The organism is uncultured Sphaerotilus sp. (genome assembly GCF_963924895.1).
Lineage (GTDB): Bacteria > Pseudomonadota > Gammaproteobacteria > Burkholderiales > Burkholderiaceae_C > Sphaerotilus.
In genome coordinates this window covers 1-26,685 of sequence record NZ_CAWURG010000051.1, presented here as the reverse complement: position 1 = coordinate 26,685, position 26,685 = coordinate 1, and the positions used below count along the sequence as shown (strand labels likewise).

At 70.8% G+C, this 26,685-nt stretch carries 11 protein-coding genes; 9 read left to right on the top strand and 2 right to left on the bottom strand.

The window, feature by feature from the left end:
- From AABN02_RS18270 to kynB, 3 genes are read left to right on the top strand one after another with little or no spacing between them, the layout of a single operon-like run.
- On the top strand, positions 1-1,494 hold the full coding sequence (locus AABN02_RS18270; protein ID WP_338416342.1) for a tripartite tricarboxylate transporter permease: 1,494 nt from the start codon (positions 1-3) through the stop codon (positions 1,492-1,494).
- Between the two features lie 3 nt (positions 1,495-1,497).
- The gene (locus AABN02_RS18265; protein ID WP_338416341.1) at positions 1,498-2,115 is read left to right on the top strand and encodes a hypothetical protein; all 618 of its coding nucleotides are present in this window, start codon (positions 1,498-1,500) and stop codon (positions 2,113-2,115) included.
- Complete coding sequence (gene kynB, locus AABN02_RS18260; protein ID WP_338416340.1) at positions 2,112-2,753, top strand: arylformamidase; 642 nt, start codon at positions 2,112-2,114, stop codon at positions 2,751-2,753. Before AABN02_RS18265 ends, kynB begins: the two co-directional genes overlap by 4 nt.
- On the opposite strand, the gene AABN02_RS18255 is transcribed toward kynB, so the two are convergent.
- A complete protein-coding gene (locus tag AABN02_RS18255; RefSeq protein ID WP_338416339.1) occupies positions 2,663-3,916 on the bottom strand; it encodes a diguanylate cyclase in 1,254 nt (417 codons plus the stop codon). The two genes, kynB and AABN02_RS18255, sit on opposite strands and share 91 nt — an antisense overlap.
- Positions 3,917-4,086: 170 nt before the next feature.
- Positions 4,087-5,184 (bottom strand): ferrochelatase, encoded by a 1,098-nt coding sequence (gene hemH / locus AABN02_RS18250; protein WP_338416338.1) that lies wholly within the window; start codon positions 5,182-5,184, stop codon positions 4,087-4,089.
- 56 nt (positions 5,185-5,240) lie between these two features.
- On the opposite strand from hemH, the gene AABN02_RS18245 reads away from it, so the two are divergent.
- The 6 genes from AABN02_RS18245 to AABN02_RS18220 all read left to right on the top strand — a co-directional run.
- Entirely contained in the window at positions 5,241-5,948 is a 708-nt protein-coding gene (locus tag AABN02_RS18245; RefSeq protein ID WP_338416337.1) for an HAD family hydrolase, read from the top strand.
- A gap of 109 nt (positions 5,949-6,057) precedes the next feature.
- A complete protein-coding gene (locus tag AABN02_RS18240) occupies positions 6,058-7,548 on the top strand; it encodes an HlyD family efflux transporter periplasmic adaptor subunit (RefSeq protein ID WP_338416336.1) in 1,491 nt (496 codons plus the stop codon).
- Positions 7,545-9,749 carry a site-2 protease family protein gene (locus tag AABN02_RS18235; RefSeq protein ID WP_338416335.1) on the top strand — a complete coding sequence of 735 codons (2,205 nt, stop codon included), beginning with the start codon at positions 7,545-7,547 and terminating at the stop codon, positions 9,747-9,749. Before AABN02_RS18240 ends, AABN02_RS18235 begins: the two co-directional genes overlap by 4 nt.
- A 1-nt stretch (position 9,750) precedes the next feature.
- Positions 9,751-11,688: a hypothetical protein gene (locus tag AABN02_RS18230; RefSeq protein ID WP_338416334.1), complete on the top strand. Its 1,938-nt coding sequence runs from the start codon at positions 9,751-9,753 to the stop codon at positions 11,686-11,688.
- A gap of 53 nt (positions 11,689-11,741) precedes the next feature.
- Positions 11,742-12,614, top strand: coding sequence for an efflux RND transporter periplasmic adaptor subunit (locus AABN02_RS18225; RefSeq protein ID WP_338416333.1), 873 nt, complete (start codon positions 11,742-11,744; stop codon positions 12,612-12,614).
- Between the two features lie 14 nt (positions 12,615-12,628).
- Positions 12,629-26,685, top strand: a 14,057-nt coding sequence (locus AABN02_RS18220) for a cadherin domain-containing protein (protein WP_338416332.1), incomplete at its 3' end; no start/stop codon positions are given.

The window sequence follows — 26,685 nt, the reverse complement described above, 5'->3', positions numbered from 1 at the left end:
ATGGATGCGCTGCACATCTGGAACAACCTGCTGCAGGGTTTCCTGACCGCGGGCACGCCCATCAACCTGCTGTGGGCGCTCGTGGGCTGCACGCTCGGGACGGCGGTTGGCGTGCTGCCCGGCATCGGGCCGGCCACCGCGGTGGCGATGCTGCTGCCGATCACGCTGAAGGTGGAGCCGACGGCGTCGATGATCTTCTTCGCCGGCATCTACTACGGCGCGATGTACGGCGGCTCGACCACCTCGATCCTGCTGAATACGCCGGGCGAGGCCGGCTCGATGGTCACCGCGCTCGAAGGCAACAAGATGGCCAAGAACGGCCGCGCCGGTGCGGCGCTGGCCACGGCGGCGATCGGCTCCTTCGTCGCGGGCACCATCGCCACGGTGCTGGTGACGCTGTTCGCCCCGGTGGTCGCGACCTACGCCATCCGCCTCGGCCCGCCCGAATACTTCATGCTGATGCTGCTGGCCTTCTGCACCGTCAGCGCCGTGCTCGGCCAGAGCACGCTGCGCGGCCTGACCGCACTCGGCATCGGTCTGGCGATGGGCCTGATCGGCATCGACCAGATCTCCGGCCAGGCCCGCTACACCGGCGGCGTGCCCGAGTTCATGGACGGCATGGAGGTCGTGCTGGTCGCGGTCGGCCTGTTCGCGGTGGCCGAGGCGCTGTATGCAGTGCTCTTCCAGGGCCGCACGCAGGAGACCCAGAACAAGCTCACCTCGGTCCACATGACCCGGCTGGAATGGCGTCGCTCGTGGCCGGCGTGGTTGCGCGCGACAGCGATCGGCTTCCCCTTCGGCACGATCCCGGCCGGCGGCAGCGAGATCCCGACCTTCCTGAGCTATGCGACGGAAAAGAAGCTCTCGAAGCACCCCGAGGAGTTCGGCACCACCGGCGCCATCGAAGGCGTGGCCGGCCCGGAAGCGGCCAACAACGCCGCGATCACCGCGACGCTGATCCCGCTGCTGACGCTGGGCATCCCGACCTCGAACACGACGGCCATCCTGCTCGGTGCGTTCCAGAACTACGGTATTCAACCAGGACCGCAGCTCTTCGACACCAACGCCAAGCTGGTCTGGGCGCTGATCGCCTCGCTCTACATCGGCAACGTGATGCTGCTGATCCTGAACCTGCCGCTGGTGGGGCTGTGGGTCAAGCTGCTGAAGATCCCGAAGAGCTACCTGTACGCGGGCATCCTGATCTTCGCGACGGTGGGTGTCTACGGGATGCGCCAGAGTTCCTTCGACCTGCTGCTGATGGTCGCGATCGGCTTGCTGGGTGTGGTGATGCGCCGCTTCAGCTTCCCGACGGCGCCGGTGATCGTGGGCATGATCCTCGGCCCGCTCGCGGAAGCGCAGATGCGCAACGCGCTGTCCATCGGCGAAGGCCAGTGGGGCGTCTTCCTGGAGCGGCCGATGTCGGCGACGCTGCTGGTGGTGGTGCTGATGGTGCTAGTCTTGCCGCGCCTGATGAAACTGAGGAAGAAAGGTTGATCCATGCTGCGGTGTCTCCTCGATGGGGATGCGCTGACCTGGCTGCTGAGCCCGGACAGCGACCCGGCCCACGATGACCACCGCCTGGCCTGGCTCGCCGAAGCCCAGCGGCAGCGGGCCACGCTGCTGATTCCCGCGACGGTGCTGGCCGACTGGCTGGTGGAGACCGGGCCGGCCGGTGATGCGGCGTTCAAGGCGCTGCGCTCGTCACGGCCGGTCGAGGTGAGCACGTTCGACGAGCGCGCCGCCCGCGAACTGGTCCGCCTGCACACCTTCGCCAGCACGACCGACGACGACCGCTGGTCCCGCGCCAGCCGCGAGCAGCGGCAGCTGGTGGCACTGGCCGTCGTGCGGCAGGCCTCGCTGGTGGGCGAGGCGCCGCGGCTGGATGCGGCGGCCGCGCTGGCCGGGGTGGTCTTCGTGTCGATGGGCGACCTCAGCTCGCTCGGTGCGCCGCCGCAGCTCAGCCTGCCGCTGGATGCGCCGGACGCCGGTGCGCTCGCGTCCGTGGCCCCGCTGTCGCCGCTGGACAAGGGGGTCTTCAGCGATCTGGCGCAGGCCTTCAGCGCCTTCGATCTGCTGGTGTCCGAGCCAACGCCCTCGGAGACCCCGGCGCCGTGAGCACGCGGCGCCTGTGGGACATCTCGCCGCCGGTCAGCCCGGCAACCCCGGTATTCCCTGGCGACCAGCCCTACACCCAGCACTGGACGGCCCAGCTCGGCCCGGGCTGCGCGGCCAATGTCAGCGCGATCACGCTCTCGCCCCACCTCGGCGCCCATGCCGATGCGCCGCTGCACTACGCCGACGGTGCTGCCTCGATCGGCGAGGTCGATCTCGCGCCCTTCCTGGGGCACTGCCGCGTGGTCCATGCGATCGGCTGCGGCCCGCTCATCCGGCCGGAGCACCTGCGCCATGCCGCCGCGGGCCTGCCGCCGCGGGTGCTGGTGCGCACCTGCCAGCGGGCGGCGACGGTCTGGACGGCCGAGTTCACCGCGTTCGCGCCCGAGACGATCGACTGGCTGGCGGGGCAGGGCGTGCGGCTGGTGGGCATCGACACGCCCTCGGTCGATCCGGCGTCCAGCGAGACGCTGGAGAGCCACCAGCGGCTGCTGCAACTGGACCTGCGGGTGCTGGAGAACCTGGTGCTCGACGCGGTGCCCGCGGGTGACTACGAGCTGATCGCGCTGCCGCTCCGGCTGGTGCTGGCGGATGCGTCGCCGGTGCGGGCGGTGCTGAGGTCGCTGTCGGCCGTGGCCTGAGCGGACCCGGCCTTGCGCGACTGCTTGTCCCGGTACATGCGCGCATCGGCGACGCCCATCAGCCTGGCAAATTCCTGCCCGTCGTCCGGGTAGACCGCCCAGCCGATGCTCGCGGTCGCGCGCAATGCGGTCTGGACACAGTCCAGGTAATGGACCGCCTCGAACCGGGCGCGCAACTGCTCGGTCGCCTGCGCCATGCGGGTCTGGTCGATCGGGCCGAACATCAGCACGGCAAATTCGTCGCCGCCCAGCCGGGCGCAGAAATCGCCCTCGCGGGTGGATTCCTTCAGCCGCAGCGCCACCGATTGCAGCAGCTGGTCCCCGGCGGCGTGGCCGAGGCGGTCGTTGACGGGCTTGAATTCGTTCAGGTCCAGCGCGACCAGCCCGAAGCGGGACTCGCTCCGCCGGGCGTTGGCGACCGAGCGCTTCAGGACCTGGTCGAAGTAGCGGCGGTTGCCCAGTCCGGTCAGCGCGTCGTGCATGGCCATGATGCGCATGGCTTCGCGGGTGCGCTTGTGCTCCTCGACCTCGTCGTGCAGGTTCTGGTTGAGCCGGATGGCCTCGATGGCGGTGCGCGAGGCGGCGTGGGCCTTGTTGAGCACGAATCCGAGCCAGCCGAGGGCGATGACCAGCAGCAGGAGGTGGATCTGGTCCCCGAACGCCAGGTAACGCTGGAGAAAGTGCGCCATCAGCGGCCCCAGCGTGGCGACGCTGATCGCCATGTAGTGCGCCGGCATCACCGCAAAGCTCAGGCTGCCCACCGCCACCACGGCCGACAGCAGGATGAACAGGAGCGCGTCCTGGATCGGGGGTGCACTGTCCGGCAGCAACCAGCTGGACACGCCGTAGAACCCGGACGCGATGGCGCCGATGCCGATGCGGATGCGCAGCAGGCGGCGGTAGTTGTGGCCGTACAGACCGTGTCGCTGGACACGGTGCTCCAGCCACAGCACGCCCGCGCAGGCGGTGCTGAACAGCAGGCTCCAGAGCCCGATGTCCCGCAGCGACACGCCGCCGGTGAACATGACCACCGCCACGGCGGATGCGCCGGCCAGCATGCTCAGCATGTTGCCCCTGGCGTGCCCGAAAAAGATGCGTGCGCACTCCAGATCGACGCGCGCCTGCAGCGTCGCCTCCCGGTCGGGGGGCGATGTTGCCGACATCGAATCGAGTCGATCGGTCGCGGGTTCCTGGATGATGCGAGTCCCCTGGCAGCGCCGCGGGGACACGGCCCGCGGTGCCAGGGATTCTGGTCCGCCCGGGCTTCAGGGGTGGCGCGGAACAGTCGGCCGGCGGGCGGCCAATTCCCGCTGGCGCCTGGCGATTTCCGGCCTCAGACCTTGGCGCCCAGCGCCAGCGCGCGCTGGCGCTGTCCTTCGAGCAGCGCCGCCCGTGGCTGCGCATCGGCGTGCACGGCCCAGCCCGCCGTGTTGCGCTCCACCAGACCGCGCAGCGCGTCGATCCATGCCGGGTGGTCGTTCAGGCAGGGGATGTGGTCGTAGCGCTGTCCGCCCGCCTTGAGAAAGACGTGCTTGCCCTCGATGGCGATCTCCTCCAGCGTTTCCAGGCAGTCCGCGGGGAAGCCGGGGCAGAAGATCTGCAGATGCTTCACGCCCTTCTTCGCCAGCGCCTGCAGCGTCGGCTCGGTGTAGGGCTCCAGCCACTTGGCCTTGCCGAAGCGGCTCTGGAAGCTGAGCGAGAGCGCATCCTTGCCCAGGCCGAGCCGCTCGCCGAGCAGGCGCCCGGTCTTGTAGCAGTGGCAGTGGTAGGGGTCGCCCAGCGTCAGCGTGCGTTCGGGCACGCCGTGGAAGCTCAGCAGCAGGTGGTCGCCACGGCCTTCGCGCGCCCAGTGGTCCTGCACGCGGCGGGCGAGGGCGTCGATGTAGCCCTCGTCGTCGTGGTGCTGGCGGATCCAGCGGATCTCGGGCAGCGTGCGCTGGCGCAGCTGCCAGTGGTGCACGTCGTCCATCACGCTGGCGGTGGTCGTGCCCGAATACTGCGGGTACATCGGCACGACCAGGATGCGGTCGCAGCCCGCCGCCTTCAGCGCATCGAGTTCGCCGGCGATCGACGGATTGCCGTAGCGCATCGCGTGGCGCACGGTGAGCGCCAGGCCGTGCGCGGTGGCGCTGGCCTGCAGCAGCTCGGCCTGCTTGCGCGTCCAGACCGCCAGCGGCGAGCCTTCGGGCGTCCAGATGCTGGCGTACTTGGCGGCGGACTTGGCCGGGCGGGTGCGCAGGATGATGCCGTGCAGGATCGGCTTCCACACCGCGGCGGGAATCTCCACCACCCGCTGGTCGCTGAGGAACTGCGCCAGATAGCGCCGCACCGCCGGAGCGGTCGGCGCATCGGGCGTGCCGAGGTTGACGAGCAGCACGCCGACGCGGGCCGGGCTGCCGTGGCGGTATTCGGGTTCGGGTTGGGTTTTCATGGCGGGTGCATTCTCGCCGAGCCGGGCAAATCCCGTGCTTCGTGGACACTGCACGCATGATTGCCGCACTCACCCTCGACCTCGACGACACCCTCTGGCCCGTGATGCCGACCTTGCTGCGCGCCGAAGCCGCGCTGCAGGACTGGCTGCGCACCCACGCGCCCGCGACGGCCACCGCCTTCGATGTGCCGACCCTGCAGCGCCTGCGCGGCGAAGTCGCGCGCCGGCACCCCGCACTGGCGCACGACATGACCACGCTGCGCCTGATCACGCTGCGCGAGGCCCTGACCACGTCCGGCGACGACCCGGCGCTGGCCGAACCCGCCTTCACCGTCTTCTTCGCCGAGCGCCAGCGGGTGCAGTGGTACGCCGATGTCCGGCCGGCGCTGGAGCGGCTGGCGGCGCGTTTTCCGCTGCTGGCGCTGTCCAACGGCAACGCCGAACTGGCGGCGACCGGGCTGTCGGCCTACTTCGTCGGAGCGGTGAGCGCGCGCGGCTGCGGGGTGGCCAAGCCGGCGCCGCGCATCTTCGAGGTGGCCTGCGCGGAGCTGCGCTGCACGGCGGGGCAGGTCATGCACGTCGGCGACGACTGGCGGCTCGACGTCGTCGGCGCCCGCCAGGCGGGCTTGCACACCGCGTGGATCCGGCGCCCGGAGGCGGCGCTGCACCACGGCCCCGCCAGCCCGGCCGAGGACGCGGCGCCCCCCGGCCAGCACCTCCATCTGGACGACCTGCTCGCGTTGGCGGACGCCCTGGGCGCCTGAAAAGACGCTGCCGTGCAGGGAAATCTGCGCGGTGATTGGCGGGTTCATCACGCCTTGGGCGTGCGGGCGGTGGCACCACACTGGCGGGCATTCATGGGTCCGTCTGCCAGTGAGCACCTCCTCCGATCCCCGTACCGCTGACCGCGCAGTGGCCGCGCCCGCCAGTCCGCCTGCACAGGTGGAGGCGCGGCTCAGCGCTGCGATCCGGGACCTGTCCGCTGCCGCGCCGCCCGCGCCGACCCGGTCGGTCCCGGCGGCCGAGTGGCTGATGGAATCGGTCGGCGTGCTGCTGCAGGCGCCGCGCGATGCCGACGCCTTGCGCGCGCTGGTGCTGCATCTGGCGTCCAGCCTGCACTGCGACCGCGTGGCGCTGGGCCTGCGCCGGCAGACCCGCGCGGATCTGGAGGTGCTGGCGGTGTCCGACCTGCCGCGCCTGTCCGATGCGGCCGAACTGGTGCGCGATCTCCACGCCGCGATGCAGGAGGCCGCGGTGAGCGCCTGCACGCTGACCCATCCCGCCCGCCGACACGGTCCGATGCAGGCGGGGCTGGCCCATGTGCAGCTCAGCCGGTCGATGGGCGCCTGCGCCGTCTGCACCGTGCCGCTGGGCGGCGAGGGCGTGGTGCTGGGGGCGCTGACCTTCCAGCGCGACCTCGGCGCCCCGTTCCGCACCGAGGAAATCCTGCGACTGGAACAGGCCGCGACCTATTTCACCCCCTTGCTGCGCCTCTATCTGACCCGGGCCGCGCCCCGGCGATCGGCGGCGCTGCTCGCCTGGCCGAGCTGGCTGGAGCCACTGCGCCGCCATGTCTGGCCGCTGGCGCTCGGCGCGACGCTGGTGATCGGCCTGCTGCCGGTGCACCGCGAAGTGGTGGCGCCGACGCGGGTGCAGGGCCTGCACGAGCGGCAGCTGGTGGCGCCGCGCGACGGCTTCATCTCGGTCGTCTACGCCCGCCCTGGAGCGCAGATCCAGGCCGGCCAGTCGCTGATCGACTTCGACGGGGAACAGGCCTCCAGCGAACTGCGGGCCGCCGAGGCCACGCTGTCCCAATCGGAAAGCGCTGTCAGCGAGGCGCTGGCCCGCCACGACCAGGCGCAGATCGTGGTCCAGATGGCCAAGGTCGACGAGGCGCGCGCCCGTGCGGACCTGGCCCGGCGCGATCTGGAGCGCGGCCGCGTGCTGGCGCCACTGACCGGCGTGGTGGTGTCGGGCGACCTGAGCCGCTCCATCGGCGCGCCGGTCAAGCGTGGCGAGGTGATGATGACGGTGGCGCCGGGCGATGGCTTCCGGCTGGTGCTGTGGGTGGACGAGCGCGACATTGCCGGCGTGCAGGTCGGCACGATCGGCGCGCTGCGCGTGGCGGCCCGCCCGGGCCAGGCGCTGCCCATGACCGTGACCCGCATCACGCCGGTGGCCCGTGTGCGCGAAGGGCGCAATGGTTTCGAGGTGGAGGGCGCGCTGGTCTCGGCCGAAGCCACGCTGCGCCCCGGATTCGAGGGCGTGACCCGCCTCGACACCGGCCGCCACCCGCTGGTGGCCGACCTGTTCGGACGCCTGTTCGACTGGCTGCGCATGGGCTGGTGGACCCTGCTCGGATGACGCCCGACCTGACCATGGCCGCGGGCGGCGAGGCGGTCGACCCGGTTCCGCTCGACAGCCCGCTCTGGTACCGGGTGGCGAACATCGTGCCGCGGCTGCGCCCGACCGTCCGTGTGCGCCACCGCAGTGCCGATGGCGTCGTGCGCCATGTGCTGGCCGACCAGCTGAGCGGGCGCCACCACCTGCTCGACGAGGCCGGCTGGTCCTTCATCGGCCGCTTCGACGGCCGCCGCACGATCGGCGAGATCTGGACCTGGCTGAGCACTCACGTGCCGCAGCCGCCCACCCAGCACGAGGTGCTGGAGTGGCTGGCGACACTCGACAGCGCCGGGCTGCTGCAATGCGACCGCCTGCCGGACCTGCAGGCTCTGATGCGCGGCGAGCAGCAGGTGGACCGCCGCCGCCGCCGTGCCACGCTCAATCCCCTGTCCTGGCGCGTGCCGCTGGGCGACCCGACCCGCTGGCTGATCCGGCTCGATCCGCTGGCCCATGCGCTGGCGCATCCGCTGGCGCAACTGGCGGCCGTGCTGCTGGTCTGCATCGGCCTGATGCAGGTGGCGCTGCAGTGGCCGGCGCTGCAGGCGGACGTGCGCGAGCGCCTGACCAGCCCGGCTTTCCTGGCGCTGAGCTGGGGCATCTACCCCTTCATCAAGGCGCTGCATGAACTCGGCCACGCGCTGGCCGTGCGGCACTGCGGCGCGGAGGTGCGCCACGTCGGCATCGGTTTTCTCTATCTGGTGCCTGCGCCGTATGTCGATGCGTCAGCCGCCACCGGCCTGGCCTTGCGCCGGCAGCGCATCCTGATCAGCGCCGCTGGTGTGCTGGTCGAGTGCGTGCTGGCCGCGGTCGGCGTGCTGGTCTGGGCGGCGGTGCAGCCGGGGGTCGTGCGCGATCTGGCGCTGTCGGTGGCGCTGGTGGGCGGCGTGTCGACGCTGCTGGCCAACGCCAACCCGCTGGTCCGCATGGACGGCTACCACGTGCTCACCGACGCCCTCGACCTGCCCAATCTGGCGCAGCGCAGCCGCCGCTGGTGGCTGGACCAGGTTCAGCGCCTGCTCGGTGCCGCGCCCGGATCGCCGCTGCCGCCGCAGACGTGGCTGCAGCGCGGTGTGACGCTCGCGTATGCGCCGGCGGCGTGGCTGTTCGGGATGCTGGTCGCGCTGTCGGCCTGCCTGTGGCTGGCGCAGACGGCGGCGATGCTGGCGCTGATGGCGGGGGCCATCGCACTGTGGATGCAGTGCGTGCTGCCGCTGGCGAACGGCCTGCGCTGGCTCGCCCATGCCCCCGCCCTGAACGGGCGGCGCCTGCGCTCCTCGGTGATCGGTCTGGGGGGCGCCGCCGTGCTGGCCGCGGCCGTGCTGCTGCTGCCCTTGCCACAGGCCACGGTCGCGCAGGCCCAGGCCTGGATGCCGGAGGAGGCGCTGGTGCGTGCCCCGGCCGACGGGTTTGTCACGTCCATCGAGACACCGGGCGAGCAGCTGGTCCAGCCCGCGACCCCCCTGCTGACGCTCGGCAACGACGACCAGGCGGTCGAGCTGGCCCACCTGCGGGCGCGCCGTCTGGAGCTGGAGGTGCAGGTCAACCGGCTGCAGGCCCGCGACGCGGCGGCCGCCCAGCGCGCCGAATCCGAAGCAGGTGCCCTGCAGGCGCGCGAAAGCGAATTGGCCGCGCGCATCGCGCAGATGGCGATGCGCAGCAGCCGCGCCGGCCGCGTCAGCTGGATCGATCCGCAGACGCTGCTCGGCCGCCATGTGCAGCGCGGCGAGGTGCTGGGCTATGTGCTGGCGGACGACCGGCTGGTGGCACGCACGGTGGTGCCCGGCGAGGACATTGCCTGGCTGCTGTCCGGCGTGCGGGCGGTGTCGGTGATGCGGCCGGAGGCGGTCGGGCAGGTGCATGCGGGCCGCTGGGACGGCGTGGTGCCGGAGACCGGCTCCGTGCTGCCCGCGGCGGCGCTGGGCGTGCAGGCCGGCGGGCGCATCGAGACCGATCCGGCCGATGCGGACGGCCTGCGCACGCTGCAGCCTGTCGCGGTCATCGACGTCCAGGTGCCGGATCTGGCGGTGCAGCGGCTCGGCGCGCGGCTGCTGGTGCGCTTCGACCATGGCGCGCAGCCACTGGGCGCCCGCTTGCTGCGCCGCTTGCAGCAACTCACGCTGCGCCACCTCGGCGACGCCACCGACGTGCCCGGAGGCCGCTGAGATGCCGGTCGCGGCCAGGGTGTCGGCCATCGCGCTGGTGCGGCCGGGGCCGGTCTGGGGCGCATATCCGCAGCGGTCCGCGCCGCGCCCGTTCGCGCTGGCGGTGCAGACCGCCTGGCGGGTGCACTGCGGGCGTCCGGCCTTTCTGGCGTCCCTGCGCGGCCCCGCCCCGGACGCTGCGGCGTGGACACGCACGCTCTACCGCCTGCGCAGCGAGGGCTACACGCCGAAGCTCTGCGCCCGGGTCTTCCTCCGCCTGGCCGGTCTGGTGCAAAGCCACCTCGGCTTCGTGCCGCACGAGTCGCAGTACCTGGCGGCCTGGACGATGCTGCAGGGCTGTCTGGTCGAGATGGCCACCGGCGAGGGCAAGACGGTGGCGATGTTTCTGGCCGCGGCCTGCGCCGGGCTGGCGGGCGTGCCGGCCCATGTGCTCACCGCGAATGACTACCTCGCCGAGCGCGACGCCGCCGAACTGGAGCCGCTCTATGCCGCACTCGGTCTGCGCGTGGGCTGTGTCACGGCGGCCTCCACGCCGGCGCAGCGCCGCGAGGCCTACGGCGCCGAGGTGACCTACGCCGCCGCGCGCGAAGTGGCGTTCGACCACCTGCGGGACCGGGTGGCGCATGGGCGGGCGGGCGGGCGGCTGGCCTGGTCGGATGCGGCAGACCCGGAACGCGGGCCGCTGATGCGCGGACTCTGTCTGGCGCTGATCGACGAGGCCGACAGCGTGCTGTGCGACGAGGCCCGGGTGCCGCTGGTCCTGTCCGGCCATGGCGCGCAGGCCCTGTCCGAGGACGCCTTGCGTGCGCTGCTGGGCTGGGCGCGGGCGCTCGACACCGGGCGGCATGCCATGGTCGTGGCCGCCACCGGCAGCGGCGCGGCCACCGTGCGGCTGACCCGCGCCGGCCGCGACTGGCTCGCCGCGCAACCCTGGGCGGCGCAGCGGCCGTGGTCCGATCTGCGCTGGCGCGAGGACTGGGTGCTGCGGGCGCTGACCGTGCTGCACGCCCTGACCCGCGACCGCGACTATGCGGTCCAGGACGACACCATCGTCTTCATCGACCCCATCACCGGCCGGGCAGCACCCGAACGGCAGTGGTCGCGCGGCCTGCACCAGCTGCTCGCGCTGAAGGAGTCGCTGCCGATGCCCGCCGCGCAGCAGACCCTGGCGCAGCTCACCTACCAGCGCCTGTTCAGCCGCTACCACCAGATCGGCGGCATGAGCGGCACGCTGGCCGAGGTGGCGCTGGAGATGGCGCTCACCTACGGCACGCCGGTCCTGCGCATTCCCCGCCACCACCCGTCGCGGCGGCAGGACCTGGGCGTGCAGATCCACCGTGACGCCGAGGCGCGCTGGCAGGCTGTCGTCGAGCGCACGGCCGCGCTGGTCGCGCAGGGCCGCCCGGTGCTGATCGGCACCGCCTCGGTCGCCGACTCGGAGCAGCTCGCGCTGCGGCTGCGCGCCCGCGGTCTGCGGCCGATGGTGCTCAACGCCGTGCAGAGCCGGCTCGAACACGAGGTCATCGCCCGCGCCGGCCAGCCCGGCCGCATCACGGTGTCCACCCAGATGGCGGGCCGTGGCACGGACATCCGCCTGAGCGCCGACGTGCGCGCGGCGGGGGGGCTGCATGTCATGGCCTGCGCCGATGCGCTGGCGTCGCGGCAGTGGCGCCAGCTCGTCGGGCGATCCGCCCGTCAAGGTGACCCCGGATCTGCCGAAACACTGGTGTGCGTCGGAGAAGGGCTGTTGTTCCAGCGGCTGCCGCACTGGCTGCTCGCTACGCTTGTGCATCGTCCGGCGGCCTCGCGCTCGTCGGGGGCGGCCTGGCGTGTGGCGATGTGGCTGGACGAGTGGGCGCAGACGCGCGAGCGGCGCGCCCTGCTGCGCCAGGACCGTGCCGGGTCCGGGCGACTGGCCTACAGCGGGTGGGAAGAATGATGAGCTTGGAGTGTGCGGTGGTGGATCTCGGTCACGGTCTCGGTCGGTCGCGGATGCGCCGATCGGTCCTGCGCGCAGCTGTCTGGCTGGCGGGCGGGCTGCTGGCAGTCGCTGGACAGGCGGCGCCGCTGGCGTGCCTGATCGAGCCGTCGCAGGTGGTGGACATCGGCAGCCCGGTGGTCGGCGTGATCGCGACGGTGGCGGTCGAGCGCGGCGACGTGGTGCGCCGCGGCGAGGTCGTGGCCACGCTGCGGCGCGAGGTCGAGCGCGCCAACCTGAGTGCCGCCAGCAACCGCTCGGAGGTGCAGGCCGAACTGCGCGCCGCACGCGCCGCAGCCGACCTCGCGCGCAGCAAGCTGGTGCGCGCCGAGGACCTGCGCCGGCAGAATTTCATCTCCGAAGTGGCGGTGGAGCAGGCCCGCTCGGAAGCCGAGGTGGCCTACCGCCGCGTCGACGCCGTGCGCGAGCAGCAGCGCGCCGCCGCCGGTGACACCGAGACCGCACGCTCGCAGTTCGCGCAGCGTGAACTCGTCGCCACCATCGACGGCGTGATCGTCGACCGCTTTCTCAACCCCGGCGAGCGGGTCGACGACAAGCCGATCCTGCGCATCGCCCGGCTCGATCCGCTGCGGGTCGAGCTGGTGCTGCCGCTGTCGGACCTGGGCCGCCTGAAGGCCGGCGACACGGTGCAGATCAAGCCCGATTACCCCGGGGCCACGCGCAAGTCCGCCACGGTCGAGCGGGTGGACAAGATCGTCGACGCCGCCAGCCGCACCTTCCGCGCGCGGCTGACGCTGCCGAATCCGGACCACGGCGTTCTGGCCGGTGTGCGCTGCCAGCCCGAATGGGCGACCGCCACGCCAACGGCCGGCCCCGCCGTGCCCGCCGCCACGCCGACCGCGGCGCCTGCCCTGCGCGCGCGCTGAGGCCGGTCCGCGCCATGACGGCCGCCCACCGCACCGGCATCGAGGAACTCGAAGCCCGCATCCTCTATTCCGCCGACGCGGCGCTGCTGCTGGGCGGCGTGCCGGTGGCCGATGTGCGCAGCATGGACACGACGGCGCACGCCACTGCGGCCGCCCCCGCTGCCGCGCATTGGCTGGTGATCGACCGCCGGGTCGAGGACTGGGACCTGACGCTGGCCGACCGGCAGGCACTGGACGGTGACGCTGCGGCCCCCTCGGTGCTGCTGATCGACGGCGATGCGGACGGCCGGGCGAAGCTGAGCGGGCTGAATGGCGCGGTCGAGGTGATGCCCTGGACCGATGCGCAGGGCCAGCGCTGGCTCGGTGCGACATCGTTTGGCGCTGAGCCAGCGGCCACCGCGCCTGCAGCCGCCGAGTCGCAGGCCGTGGCCGACACCGGACAGCCTGAGCGCTGGCAAGCAGAGGTCCGGCACGAACTGGTGGTCATTGACGGTGGCGTCGAAGGCGCGTCGCAGCTGGCGATGATGTGGTGGACCCAGGCGACGGCGTCCTGCCAGATCGAGGTGGTCGTGACCGACCCATCGCGCGACGGGCTGGCGCAGATCACCGAACTGCTGTCGACGCGGACGGACCTTTCTGCGGTGCATCTGGTCAGCCACGGCGACGCCGGGCAGCTGCGCCTGGGCACGACCACGGTCGATGCGTCAGTCCTCGCGGCGCGGGCCGCGGAAGTGGCTGGATGGCGGCAGGCGCTCACCGCGGACGCCGACCTGCTGGTCTACGGCTGCGACGTGGCGCAAGGCCTCACGGGCGCGGCCTTTGTGCACCAGCTGAGCGACCTGACCGGCGCCGACGTGGCCGCCAGTACCGACCTGACCGGCTCGGCCGGCGCGGGCGGGGACTGGACGCTGGAAGTCCAGACGGGCCAGATCGACCATGCGGCCGCGTTCGATACCGCGACCCAGGCCGAGTGGCAGGGCACGCTGGCCACCTACACCGTCACCAACCTGAACGACGCTGGCGCCGGCTCGCTGCGCCAGGCCATCACCAATGCCAACGCGAACGGTGGCGCGGACGCGATCACCTTCAGCACCTTCGGCACGATCAATCTGGCCAGCGCGCTGCTGCAGATCACGGGACAGGTCTCGATCAACGGCACCAACGGCAGTGCGCCCGGCATCGTGCTCAATGGCGGCAACACCATCACCACCGGCATCGACCTGCAGGCCGGAAGCGACTCCAGCACCGTCCGCGGTCTGGTTGTGCAGGCGTTCGCCGGCTCGGGCATCCGCGTCAACGGCGCCAGCGGCGTCACGATCGCCGGCAACTACATCGGCACCAATGCGGGCGGTAATGCCGCGGTCGGCAACGCGGTCGGCATCGATGTCACCGGCAGCGCCAACACCACCATCGGCGGCACGGCCACGGCCGACCGGAACGTCATTTCCGGCAACACGAACAGCGGCATCAGCATCGTTGGTGCGGGATCCGCTGGCAGCGTGGTGGCCGGCAATTACATCGGCACCAATGCCACCGGGATGTCCGATCTGGGTAATACCTTGCAAGGCGTCTACCTCAATTCCGTCAGCGGTGTCACGGTTGGCGGCAGCGTGGCGGGTGCCGGCAATCTGGTCAGCGGCAATGGGCCCGGCTCCGGTGCTGCGGGCATCAAGCTGGACACCGGTGCCAGCAACAACGTCGTGGCCGGCAACATCGTCGGCCTGAACGCGTCAGGCACTGGCGGACTGGCCAATTCGGGCGTCGGCATCTACGTGCTCGGCGCGTCCAACACCATCGGCGGCACGGTCACGGCGGCGCGCAATGTGGTCTCGGGCAATACCGGGCTGGGCATCAACATTTCCGGTGCCAGCGCCAACGACAACACCGTGGTCGGCAATTTCATCGGTACCTCCGCGACTGGGCTGGTCGGGCTCGGCAACGGTTCCGACGGTATCCAGATCGACAATGGCGCCAGCCGGAATTCCATCGGTGGCCTGAGCGCCGCTGAACGCAACGTCATCGCCGGCAACAGCAATTCCGGTGTTGCCGTGGACAGCGTGGCCTCTGTCGGCAACACCGTCATCGGCAATTACATCGGTGTGGGAGCGAACGGCAGCACCAGCCTGGGCAACACGGACAACGGCGTCAGCGTCAACCAGTCCACCGATACCGTCGTCGGTTCGACCGACCCGGCTGGTCGGAATGTGATTTCCGGCAATTCGCTGAGCGGCATCCTGATCACGAGCGGACGGGGCACGCTGGTCCTCGGCAACTACATCGGGACCGACGCCAGCGGCACCCTGGCACGTGGCAATGCCCAGGACGGCGTGCGCATGGTGGGCAATACCGATCTTGTGGTCATCGGCGGTGATGTGGCCGGCGCTGGCAACCTGATCGCCAACAACACCGGCGACGGCGTGCTGATCAATACCGCGCTCGGCAAGGTGAACACGGTCATCGGCAACACGATCACCGCCAACGGGGAAACCGGCATCGATCTGGGGGCCGACAACGGCACCACCCTGAACGATGCTGGCGACGGGGACACCGGGGCGAACGGCCTGCAGAACTTCCCGGTCCTGACTTCGGCCAGTTCGACGGCCGCCGGCACCACGCTGGTCGGCTCGCTGAATTCGACGGTGAACACGAACTTCCGCATCGATTTCTACGCCAACCACCTGGGCAGCGAGGATGGCACCGGCTACGGCGAAGGCGAGCGCTACCTCGGCTACACGACGGTGTCGTCGGGCGTGTCGGGCACGGTGGCCTTCAACACCACGCTGACCGACGCCTGGGTGAACAACGGCGACCGCGTGACGGCCACCGCCACGGTGATCCTGGGCGCGGGCGTGTACGGCGCGACGTCCGAGTTCGCGATGAACGTGGTGGCGACGGCGAGCGGTGTGGTGGTGGTCGACACCACCGCCGACACGATCGACGGCAACACGACCTCGATCACCGCCCTGGGCAACAGCCGTGGCGGCGACCAGCACATCTCGCTGCGCGAAGCCATCACCGCGGCCAACAACACCGCCAACGGTGCCACGCCGGACAAGATCGTCTTCGGCATCAACGGCTTCGATGCGCACACGATCGCACTGACCTCGCTGCTGCCCACGATCAGCGAGGCGGTGGTGATCGACGGCACCAGCGACGACAGCTTCGCGGTGCGGGGCGACCAGCCTGTCATCGTGCTGGATGGCGGCGGCGTGGTGCTGGACGGCTTGCGCCTTTACACCGGCTCGGATGGCAGTTCCGTGCGCGGCCTGAACATCCAGCGCTTTCTGCAGGATGGCATCGACATCTCGGGCAGCGGAGGCAACACGGTCGCGGGCAACTGGATCGGCGTCGGTACCGATGGGCTCACGGCCCGCGGCAATCTGGTGGGGGTCAATGTCTCGGCCGCCAGCAACAACGTGATCGGCGGCACGTCGGTCAGCGAGCGCAACGTTATTTCCGGTAACGGCAATGCGGGCGTCCTGATCAGCGCGTCTGGCGCGACCGGCAACGTCGTGATCGGCAACTACATCGGCACCGACAGCACCGGCACCGCCGACCTGAACGGCACCGCGAAGGTCAGCGGCGTCAGCGGCGTGGTGATCCAGAGCGGCGCCAGCAACAACCGCATCGGCACCAACGCGGACGGCTCGAGCGATGCCGCCGAGCGCAACGTCATCTCCGGCAACAACTGGTTTGGTGTCGAGATGAGCGGAAGCGGCACCTCGAACAACGTGGTGCAGGGCAACTACATCGGCACCGACGTGACGGGCCTCGTGGCCCTGGGCAATGCGCAGGGCGGGGTCTCGTTCTGGAACGGCGCTTCGGGCAACCAGGTCGGGTCCGGTCTGGCGGGGGCCGGCAACGTCATTTCCGGCAACGAGACCGGGGTGCAGGTCGCCGACGGCGCCAGCAACAACCGGGTGCAGGGCAACCTGATCGGCCTGGGTGCGGACGGCAGCACCGCGGTCGGCAACACCGGCGCCGGGGTGTACTTCTCGCGCGGCGGGTCCGCCACGGCCGTCACGGGCAATGTCATCGGCACCAATGCCGACGGCGTCGACGACGCGGGCGAGCGCAACGTCATCTCGGTCAACTACAACGGCGTCGCGCTGCTGGACGCCGAGGTCACCGGCAACACGGTGGCCGGCAACTACATCGGCACCGATGTGACGGGCTTGCTGGACCGGGGCAATGGGGTCGATGGGGTGTTGATCCAGAACGGCGCCAATGCCAACGCGATCGGCGGCAGCAGCGCGGTCCAGCACAACGTCATCAGCGGCAATGACGGCACCGGCGTGCACATCGATGGCGAAACCAGCGACAGCAACGTGGTTCGCAGCAACTGGATCGGGGTGAACGCGGCCGGCACCGGGGCACTCGGCAACGGTGGACATGGCATCTACCTCTTTGGTGGCGCCGACAACATCCTGGTGGGCGGCACCGGCGCCAGCGAAGGCAACTGGATCGCCTCGCCGGCCCTCGGGGGCATCTTCGTCAAGGGCGACTCCAGCGGCACCGTGATCCAGGGCAACCGCATCGGCACCGATCTGGCCGGCAGCGCCAACTGGGGCACGGGGCAGGTCAGCCTCCTGCTGGAGAACGGGGCCAACCACACCCTGGTGGGCGGAGTCACGGCGGGTGCAGGCAACACGGTGGCCAATGCCGGGCAGGGCGGCAGCTTCCGGGTCGGCCTCGGCATCCTTGGCGCGACGAGCACCGACAACGCCTTCCTGGGCAACACGGTCTACAACAGTGTCGGCCTGGGCATCGACCTGGGCAATGACGGCGTGACGCTCAACGATGCGGCCGATGCCGACACCGGCGCCAACAACCTGCAGAACTTCCCGGTGCTGGTCAGCGCCTACCGCAGCGGCGCGGACACCCGGGTCACCGGCACGCTCGACAGCACCGCCGGCACCAGCTACCGCATCGAGTTCTTCAGCACGCCGACGGGGGACAGCAGCGGCCACGGCGAGGGCGCCGTGTACCTGGGCGCCACCACCGTCACGACGAACGGCAGCGGCAGCGCCACCTTCTCCGCCACGCTGACCGGCGTGACGGTCAGCGCCGGACAGGTCGTCTCGGCCACGGCCACCGTGGACCTCGGCGGCGGCAACTACGGCAGCACCTCGGAATTCGCCGCCAACGTCACGGCCACCGACACGGCGCCGGCCATCGTCGTGCAGCCCCTCGGGCACACCAGCGAAGGCCAGTCCAACGCGTGTTTCAGTGTCGTGCTGGCCACGGCGCCGACGGCGGACGTCAGCGTCGCGCTCTCGGTCGATGACCCCACCGAGCTGTCGCTGGGGGTCAGTTCGCTGGTCTTCACCAGCGCCAACTGGAACGTGGTGCAGACCGTCACCGTCACCGGGGTGGACGACACCATCGTCGACGGCGCGGTCTGGTCCAACGTCAGGCTGGCGCCCGCAGTCAGTGCGGATGCCGCCTACAACGGGCTGAACCCGGCCGACCTCTCGATCCAGAACGCCGACAACGACACCGTCAACACCCTGACGGTGACAACCGCCTCGGACACCTTCGACGGCGACACCAGCAGCATCGCCGCCCTGATCGCCAACCGGGGCACTGACGGCCGCATCAGCCTGCGCGAGGCGATCACCGCCGCCAACAACACGGCCAACGCCGTGGGTGGCACCGACCGCATCGTCTTCGACATCGCCGATCCGCTGGTCGGCGGCGCCCACACCATCACGCTGTCCTACGACGGCCCGGACCCGGCCACCCGGCCTGACGCGCTGCCCACGGTGATCGAGGCGGTGGTGATCGACGCGACCACGGACACCGACTGGGCCGCTGCCGGCGGGTCGCCCGTGGTCGTGATCGACGGCAGTGCGGCCGCGGCATCCGCGGACGGTCTGTCGATCACCGCTGGCAACAGCACGGTGCGCGGCCTCGTGATCCGCAACTTCGGGCATTTCGGCCTCTACCTCGCCACGGGCGGCGGCAACACCATCGAAGGCAACTTCATCGGCACCAACACCGCGGGTTCGGCCGCGGCCGGCAATGCCTGGGGCATCGTGCTCGAAAACTCGGCCAACAACGTGATTGGTGGCTCCACGGCAGCGGCACGCAACCTGATCTCCGGCAACGCCAACGACGGCATCAACCTTGGCGGCACCGGCACGACCGGCAACCAGATCCAGGGCAACCGCATCGGCACCAACCTGGCCGGCACGGCGGCCATTGGCAATGGGGGTGTGGGCATCGGCATCGGTGCGGGCGCGTCCAGCAACACGGTCGGCGGCTCCGGCAGCGCGTACCGGAACCTGATCTCCGGCAATGCGCAGTACGGCGTCCTCATTACCGACGCGGCCACCAGCGGGAATGTGGTGCAGTCCAACTGGATCGGCGTGAACGCAGCGGGTACCGGGGCGCTGACCAATGGCGGCTTCGGCGTGGTGGTCGATCTGCAGGCTGCGTCCACCACGATCGCCGGGAATGTCATCTCCGGCAACACGGCCACCAGCTCGAGCGCTGCCCGCGGCGGCATTTACCTCTACGGCTACGGCGTGACCATCCAGGGCAACCTGATCGGGCTGGATGCCGCGGGTTCCGGGCTGCTGGGCAATGGGGGCGGGCCTGCCATCACCGCTGGCATCGTCGTCAACGACGGCAGCACGGGGGTGCGCATCGGCGGCACCGGTGTGGGCGAGGGCAATGCCATCGCTGGCAACACCGGGGCCGGTGTCGCGGTGATGACCACGGTGGGGCAGACCACCCTGCTCGGCAACACCTTCCGCGACAACACCGGCCTGGCCATCGACCTGGGCAACGACGGCCTGACCGCCAACGACGTGGGCGACACCGACTCGGGCGCCAACACCTTGCTGAACACCCCCGTGCTCACCAGCGCGGACCTCCAGGGCGCCGATGTACGGATGCGTGGCGAGATCAACACCACCGCCGGCACCACGCTGCGCATCGAGTTCTTCTCCAGCGCCCTCGGCACCGAGGACCCGACCGGCTATGGCGAAGGCGCCACCTGGCTCGGCTACACCGAGGTCACCACGGACAGCGCTGGCCGGGCGCTGATCGATGTGACCCTGGCTGGCATGGCACCTGCGGCGGACGCCCGGGTCAGCGCCACGGCCACGGTCAAGACCGGGGCGGCGACCTACAGCGCGACCTCCGAGTTCGCGATGAACGTGCCGGCCGCCGTGCCCAACCAGCCGCCCGTGCTCACCCTGTCGGGCTACAGCTCCAGCTACACGGAAAACGCGGCGGCCCTCTACGACGCTGGCGCCACGCTGACCGATGCCGACAACCCCGTGCTGAACGGCGGCCAGTTCATCGCCCAGATCACCGCCAACGGCAGCACCACCGACGAACTGGGCATCCGCAACCAGGGCACCGGCGTGGGCCAGATCGGCCTGTCGGGCAGCAACGTGACCTATGGCGGAACGGTCATCGGCACCTCGGCTGGCTTCGGCAATGGCAGCACGCCGCTGGTGGTGACCTTCAACGGCAACGCCACCACGGCGGCGGTGCAGGCACTGCTGCGCAACATCACCTACCGCGACACCAGCGACAACCCGAGCACGGCCACCCGCACTCTCGAACTGACGGTCAGCGACGGCAGCGGCGGCACCAGCACGCCCGCCGTGGTGAGCGTGGCGGTGGTGGCCGTCAACGATGCGCCGGTGCTGGCGAACGGCGGCGCGATCAGCGTGTCGGAAGGCGCCGTGGGGCTTCCTTTCTCGGGCGTGGCCACGCTGGGCGATCCGGACAACGCCACCTTCAGCGGCGGCACGCTCACGGTCACCATCAGCGCCGGTGCCGAGTCCACCGATGTGCTGCAGGTAGCGAATGTCTCGACCGTCTCGACCTCCGACGGCAATGTGCGGGTGAACGGCGTGACCGTCGGCACCCGGTCGGGCGGCACCGGTGGGACGCCGCTGGTCGTGAGCTTCAATGCCAACGCCACGGTGTCCCGGGTGCAGGCCGTCTACGAAGCCATGGGCCTGCGCACCACGTCGAATACCCCGACCTCGGGCCTGCGCACGGTCTCGGTCGTGCTCAACGATGGTGTGGGCGGCACCAGCAACACCGCCACCGCCCAGGTCAACCTGCTGGCGGTGAACGACGCGCCGGTGTTCGGCAGCCTGAATGGCACGCCTGCCTATACCGAGGGCGCTGCGGCGGTGGTGCTCGACGCGAACGTGACGGTCAGTGATGCCGAGCTGACAGCGAACAACAACTTCGGCGGTGCGACGCTGACCCTGGTGCGCAATGGTGGCGCCAGTGCGCAGGATCTGTTCGGCGCCACCGGCACGCTGGGTGCGCTGACGGAGGGCGGCAATCTGGTGGTGGGCGCCACGGCCATCGGCACCGTCACGGCGAATGCGGCCGGCACGCTGGTGCTGACCTTCAACGCCAGCGCGACCAATGCCCTGGTGAACAGCGCGCTGCAGCAGATCGCCTATGCGAACAGCAGTGTGGCGCCACCGGCCAGCGTGCGGATCGACTGGACCTTCCGCGATGGCAACACGGGCGCCCAGGGCACCGGTGGGGCATTGTCGGACAGCGGCAGCACGACGGTGGCCATCACCGCCGTCAACTCCGCCCCGGTGATCACGGCCACGGATGCCGGTGTCGCCTATGCCGAGGGGAGTGGCCCCACCTTCGTGGCCGACATCGGGCTGGCGCTGAGCGACCTCGATTCCGCGGATTTCAGCGGTGGCTCGCTCACCGTTTCGCTGGCAGCCGGCGGCGTGCCGGGCCAGGACGTGCTGGGCTTCTTCGACCAGGGCAGCGCGCCGTCGCAGATCGGCCTCTCGGGCACCACGGTCACCTACGGCGGTGTCGGCATCGGCACCTTCAGCGGAGGCAGTGCGGGCGCGGATCTGGTCGTCAGCTTCAACACCAGTGCCAGCCGGGCCGCCGTGGAATCGCTGATGCGCGTGACCACCTACGCCAACACGGACACGGCCGCGCCGACGCCGGGCGCGCGCACCATCCGCTTCATGCTCACCGATGGCGACGGTGGCACCAGCAATGCCTACGACACGACCGTGGTGGTGAGCGGCGTCAACGATGCACCCGTGTTCGCCGGACTCGACGGCACACCGGCGTACACGGAGGGCGGTCCGGCCGCCGTGCTGGACGCCAACGTGCAGATCAGCGACGCTGAACTGGGTGCCGCCGACAACTTCAGCGGCGCCACGCTCACGCTGTCGCGCAATGGCGGCGCCAACAGCCAGGACCAGTTCTCGGCCACCGGGAGCCTGTCCGCACTGACCGAGGGCGGCAGCCTCGTCGTTGGCGGCACAGCCATCGGCACCGTCACCACGAATTCGGCCGGGTCGCTGGTGCTGAGCTTTGACGCCGGCGCCACGAACGCGCTGGTCAACGCGGCCATGCGGCAGATTGCCTATGCCAACCGCAGCGACACGCCGCCGGCCAGCGTGCAGATCGACTGGAGCTTCAGCGACGGCAATGCCGGCGCGCAGGGGGCGGGCGGTGCGCTGGCGGCCGGCAGCCATGTCACGGTGGCGCTCACGGCCGTCGATGACGCGCCGGTGATCACCAGCCTGGGCGGTGGTGCCAGCGCGGCCCAGTCCGTCGCGGAGAACACCACCGCCGTGGCGACCATCACCGCGACGGACGTCGACGACGCCCCCGGCGTGTTGCGCTACAGCATCGTGGGCGGGGCCGATGCGGCGCGGTTCACCATCGACAGCGCGACGGGCGCGCTGGCCTTCGCCGCAGCGCCCGACCATGAGGTGCCGGCCGATGCTGGTGCGGACAACGTCTACGACGTGACGGTGCAGGTCAGCGACGGCACGCTGACCGACACGCAGGCGATCTCCGTCACGGTGACCGGTGTCAACGACAACGCGCCGGTGATCACCTCGGACGGCGCCATGGCCACCGCGGCCGTCAGCGTCGCCGAAAACACGAGCGCCGTGACCACGGTGACCGCCTCCGACGCCGACCAGCCCGCGCCGACCCTGACCTACAGCATCAGCGGCGGCGCGGACGCCGCGCGCTTCACGATCGACGCCAGCACCGGGGCGCTGAGTTTCGTGTCGGCGCCGGACTTCGAGGCCCCCGCCGATGTGGGCGCGGACAACGTCTACGACGTGCTGGTGCAGGCGAGCGACGGCAGCCAGACCGGGACCCAGGCGATCGCGGTCACGGTCACGCCGGTGAACGACAACACGCCGGCGATCACCTCGAATGGCGCAGGCACCAGCGCCGTGGTCCTGGTCGCGGAAAACACGACCACGGTGACGACGGTCGCGGCCACCGACGCCGATGCGCCTGCGCAGACGCTGGGCTTCAGCATCGTCGGCGGGGCGGATGCGGCCCGCTTCACGATCGATGTCAATACCGGCCTGCTGCGCTTCCTGGCCGCGCCCGACCACGAAGCGCCGACCGACGCCAACGCGGACAACGTCTACGACGTGACCGTGCAGGTCAGCGACGGCAGCCGGACGGATGCCCAAGCCATTGCGGTCACGGTGACGGGTGTCAACGAGTCCGCACCGGTGATCACCTCGAACGGGGCCGGAGCCAGCGCCGCGGTGAGCGTGGCCGAGAACGCGACCGCCGTGACCACCGTGACCGCCACCGATGCCGACCAGCCCACGCCGGCGCTGAACTACAGCATCAGCGGCGGCGCGGACGCGGCCCGGTTCACCATCGACGCCAGCACCGGCGCGCTGCGCTTCGTGTCCGCACCAGACTACGAAGCGCCGACCGATGCCGGCGCCGATAACGTCTACGACGTGACCGTGCAGGTCAGCGACGGCAGCCGGACGGATACCCAAGCCCTCGCGGTCACGGTGACGGGCGTCGACGACAACGTGCCGCAGATCACCTCCGGCAACGCGGTCAGCGTGGCCGAGAACACCACAGCCGTGGCGACGCTGACGGCCAGCGACGCCGACCAGCCCGCGCAGGCGCTGACGTTCAGCATCGTCGGCGGCGCCGATGCGGGGTGCTTCACGGTCAACGGCACGACCGGCGCACTGCGGTTCGTGGCCGCACCCGACTTCGAGGCGCCGACCGACAGCGGTGCCGACAACGTCTACGACCTGCTCGTCCAGGTCAGCGACGGTACGCTGACCAGCACGCAGGCGATCGTGGTGACGGTCACCGATGTGTCGAACACGCTGCGCGTGACCACCACATCGGATGCCAGCGACGGCGACACCTCGTCGATCGAGGCGCTCAATGCGAACGCCGGCGCCGACGGCCGCATCAGCCTGCGCGAGGCGCTGCTGGCGGCCAACAACACCGCCAACCGGGGCGCGACGCCGGACCAGATCGGGTTTTCGATCGCCGATCCGCTGGTCGGTGGCGCCCACACCATCGTGATCGGCCCGACCGATCTGCCCACCATCACGGACGCCGTGGTGATCGACGGCAGCACCGAGCCGGATGCCGGCAGCGGCCCGGTCGTCGTGCTGGATGGGGCTGGTGTGGCCAACATCGGCCTGCATGTCTCCGCCTCCGACACGACCGTGCGCGGGCTGGTGATCTCGCGCTTCACGGCGCGCGGCGTGTTCATCGACGCGGGCGCCGCCAGCGTGCTGGTGGCGGGCAACCGCATCGGCACCGATGTCACCGGCCTCGTCGCGCAGGGCAATGGCAACTGGGGCATCGACGTCGTCACGGCCGGCTCCGGCATCGTGATCGGCGGCACCACGGCCGCGGACCGCAACATCATCGGCGCCAACACCGGGCAGGGCGGCATCGCCATCAACGCCACCAACGGCGCCACGGTCATCGGCAACTACATCGGCGTGGGCAGCGACGGCGTGACCGCGCTGGGCAACCGCGACGGCATCCTGCTGTTCGGCAGCACGACGGGCGCCCGCATCGGCGGCACGGCCGCGGGGGAGGGCAATCTCATCGCCCACAACGCCACGGCCGGGGTCGATGTCTGGTCCGGCAGCACCGGCAACAGCGTGCTGGGCAACCGGATCTTCGGCAACGGCGGGCTGGGCATCGACCTCGCCTGGGACGGCGTGGTCAATGCCAATGACCCGGGCGACCGCGACGGTTTCCAGAACTATCCGGACCTGCTCGAAGCCTACAGCAGCGCGGGCAACACCACGGTCCGCGGCACGGTCAGCTCGACGCCGAACACGGCGCTGCGGCTGGAGTTCTTCTCGCTGCCGGCAGGCTCCGGCGACGCGGGCGGCCACGGCGAGGCCAGGGTCCTGCTCGGCGCTCTGGATGTCAGCACCGACAGCAGCGGCAACGCCAGCTTCACGGCGACGCTGACCGGCATGAGCACCCCGGTTGGCGATCTCGTCACGGCGACCGCCACGGTCCGGACTGGTGCGAACACCTACGGCCGCACCTCGGAGTTTTCGGGCAACCGCGCGGTCACGGCCAGCGCGGCGCCGGTGCTGTCCTTCCTGTCCGGGCCGCTCGACTATTCCGAAAATGCCGGCCCGGTGGTTGTCGCTCCGGGCGCGACGGTCACGGACGCCGACTCGTCGAACTTCGCGGGCGGCCGGCTGGTCGTCGAGTTCCTCGCCAACGCCGACGCCACCGACCGCATCGGCCTCCGCGACCAGGGCACCGGCGCCGGGCAGATCGGCCTGTCGGGGAACAGCGTCACCTACGGCGGCGTGGTGATCGGCACCGCCTCGGGCGGCACGGATGGCGCGACACCGCTGGTCGTCGATCTGAACGCGGCCGCGACGCAGGCGGCCACGCAGGCGCTGCTGCGCAACATCACCTACGAGAACGTCTCCGATCAACCCTCCGGCGCAGTCCGCACGGTGGCCGGGCATCTGGAAGATGGCGGTGGCGGCACCAGCAACACGGCGTCCGGCACGGTCCGCGTGATCGCCGTCAACGACGCACCCATTCCGGATGCCGGCGCCGCCTACACGATCCGCGAGGGCGACAGCCTGGTGCTGGACGCCAGCCGTTCGACGGACCCGGACGACGCCGTGCTGAGCTTCGCCTGGGATCTGAACGGCAACGGCGTCTATGGCGAAACCGGCGAGCCGACTGCGGCCGCTGCCTCGGTGGACTGGGCGACGCTCGCCGCGCTCGGGTTGAACGACAGCGGCAGCTACACCGTCGGGGTGCGCGTCACCGATGCGCAGGGCACCAGCCGTGTTGCCACCACCACGCTGCTCGTCACCGACCGCGCGCCCACCCTGACCGTGGGTGGCACCGGCCGCGTCACGGCGGGCCAGCCCTACACGCTGAACCTGTCCGCCAGCGACGCTGGCGCAGACACCATCACCGCCTGGAGCATCGACTGGGGTGATGGCACGGTCGTGGCCTATGCCGGCAACCCGGCCAGCGTTGTCCACACCTACACCCGCAGCGGCTCCGCGTTCAGCGTGCTGGCTGCTGTGGTCGACGAGGACGGCACGCACGCGCAGGACCCGTCGCAGGCGCACCAGGTGGTCGTCGACAACGCGGCGCCCGTCCTCACGAGCGATGGCGGCGGTGCTTCCGCCGCACGCACCCTGGCCGAAAACACCGCCACGGTCACGACCCTCACCGCCACCGATGTTGACCAGCCCGCGCAGGCGCTGACGTTCAGCATCACCGGCGGCGCCGACGCGACCCGGTTCATCATCGACAGCGCCACGGGCGTGCTGCGCTTCCGAACAGCGCCCGACTACGAAGCCCCGACCGACGCAGGCGCCGACAACGTCTACGACGTGACCGTGCAAGTCAGCGACGGCAGCCTGACGGCGTCGCAGTCCATCGCGGTGACCGTTGTGGACGTCAACGACAACACGCCAGCCATCACCTCGGGCGGCGCGTTCAGCGTGGCCGAGAACGCGACCGCGGTGACCACCGTGACGGCGAGCGATGCCGACCTCCCGGCGCAGGTGCTGACGTTCAGCATCACCGGCGGCGCCGATGCAGCCCGGTTCACGATCGACGCCAGCACGGGCGCGCTGAGTTTCGTGTCGGCACCCGACTACGAAGCCCCGACCGACGCAGGCGCCGACAACGTCTACGACGTGACCGTGCAGGTCAGCGACGGCAGCCTGACGGCGTCGCAGGCGATCGCGGTGACCGTTGTGGACGTCAACGACAACACGCCAGCCATCACCTCGGG

Coding starts and splice junctions, on each gene's coding strand:
- AABN02_RS18270 (WP_338416342.1), top strand. CDS start 1: ATGGATGCGCTGCACATCTGGAACAACCTGCTGCAGGGTTTCCTGACC.
- AABN02_RS18265 (WP_338416341.1), top strand. CDS start 1,498: ATGCTGCGGTGTCTCCTCGATGGGGATGCGCTGACCTGGCTGCTGAGC.
- AABN02_RS18255 (WP_338416339.1), bottom strand. CDS start 3,916: ATGTCGGCAACATCGCCCCCCGACCGGGAGGCGACGCTGCAGGCGCGC.
- hemH (WP_338416338.1), bottom strand. CDS start 5,184: ATGAAAACCCAACCCGAACCCGAATACCGCCACGGCAGCCCGGCCCGC.
- AABN02_RS18245 (WP_338416337.1), top strand. CDS start 5,241: ATGATTGCCGCACTCACCCTCGACCTCGACGACACCCTCTGGCCCGTG.
- AABN02_RS18235 (WP_338416335.1), top strand. CDS start 7,545: ATGACGCCCGACCTGACCATGGCCGCGGGCGGCGAGGCGGTCGACCCG.
- AABN02_RS18230 (WP_338416334.1), top strand. CDS start 9,751: ATGCCGGTCGCGGCCAGGGTGTCGGCCATCGCGCTGGTGCGGCCGGGG.
- AABN02_RS18225 (WP_338416333.1), top strand. CDS start 11,742: ATGCGCCGATCGGTCCTGCGCGCAGCTGTCTGGCTGGCGGGCGGGCTG.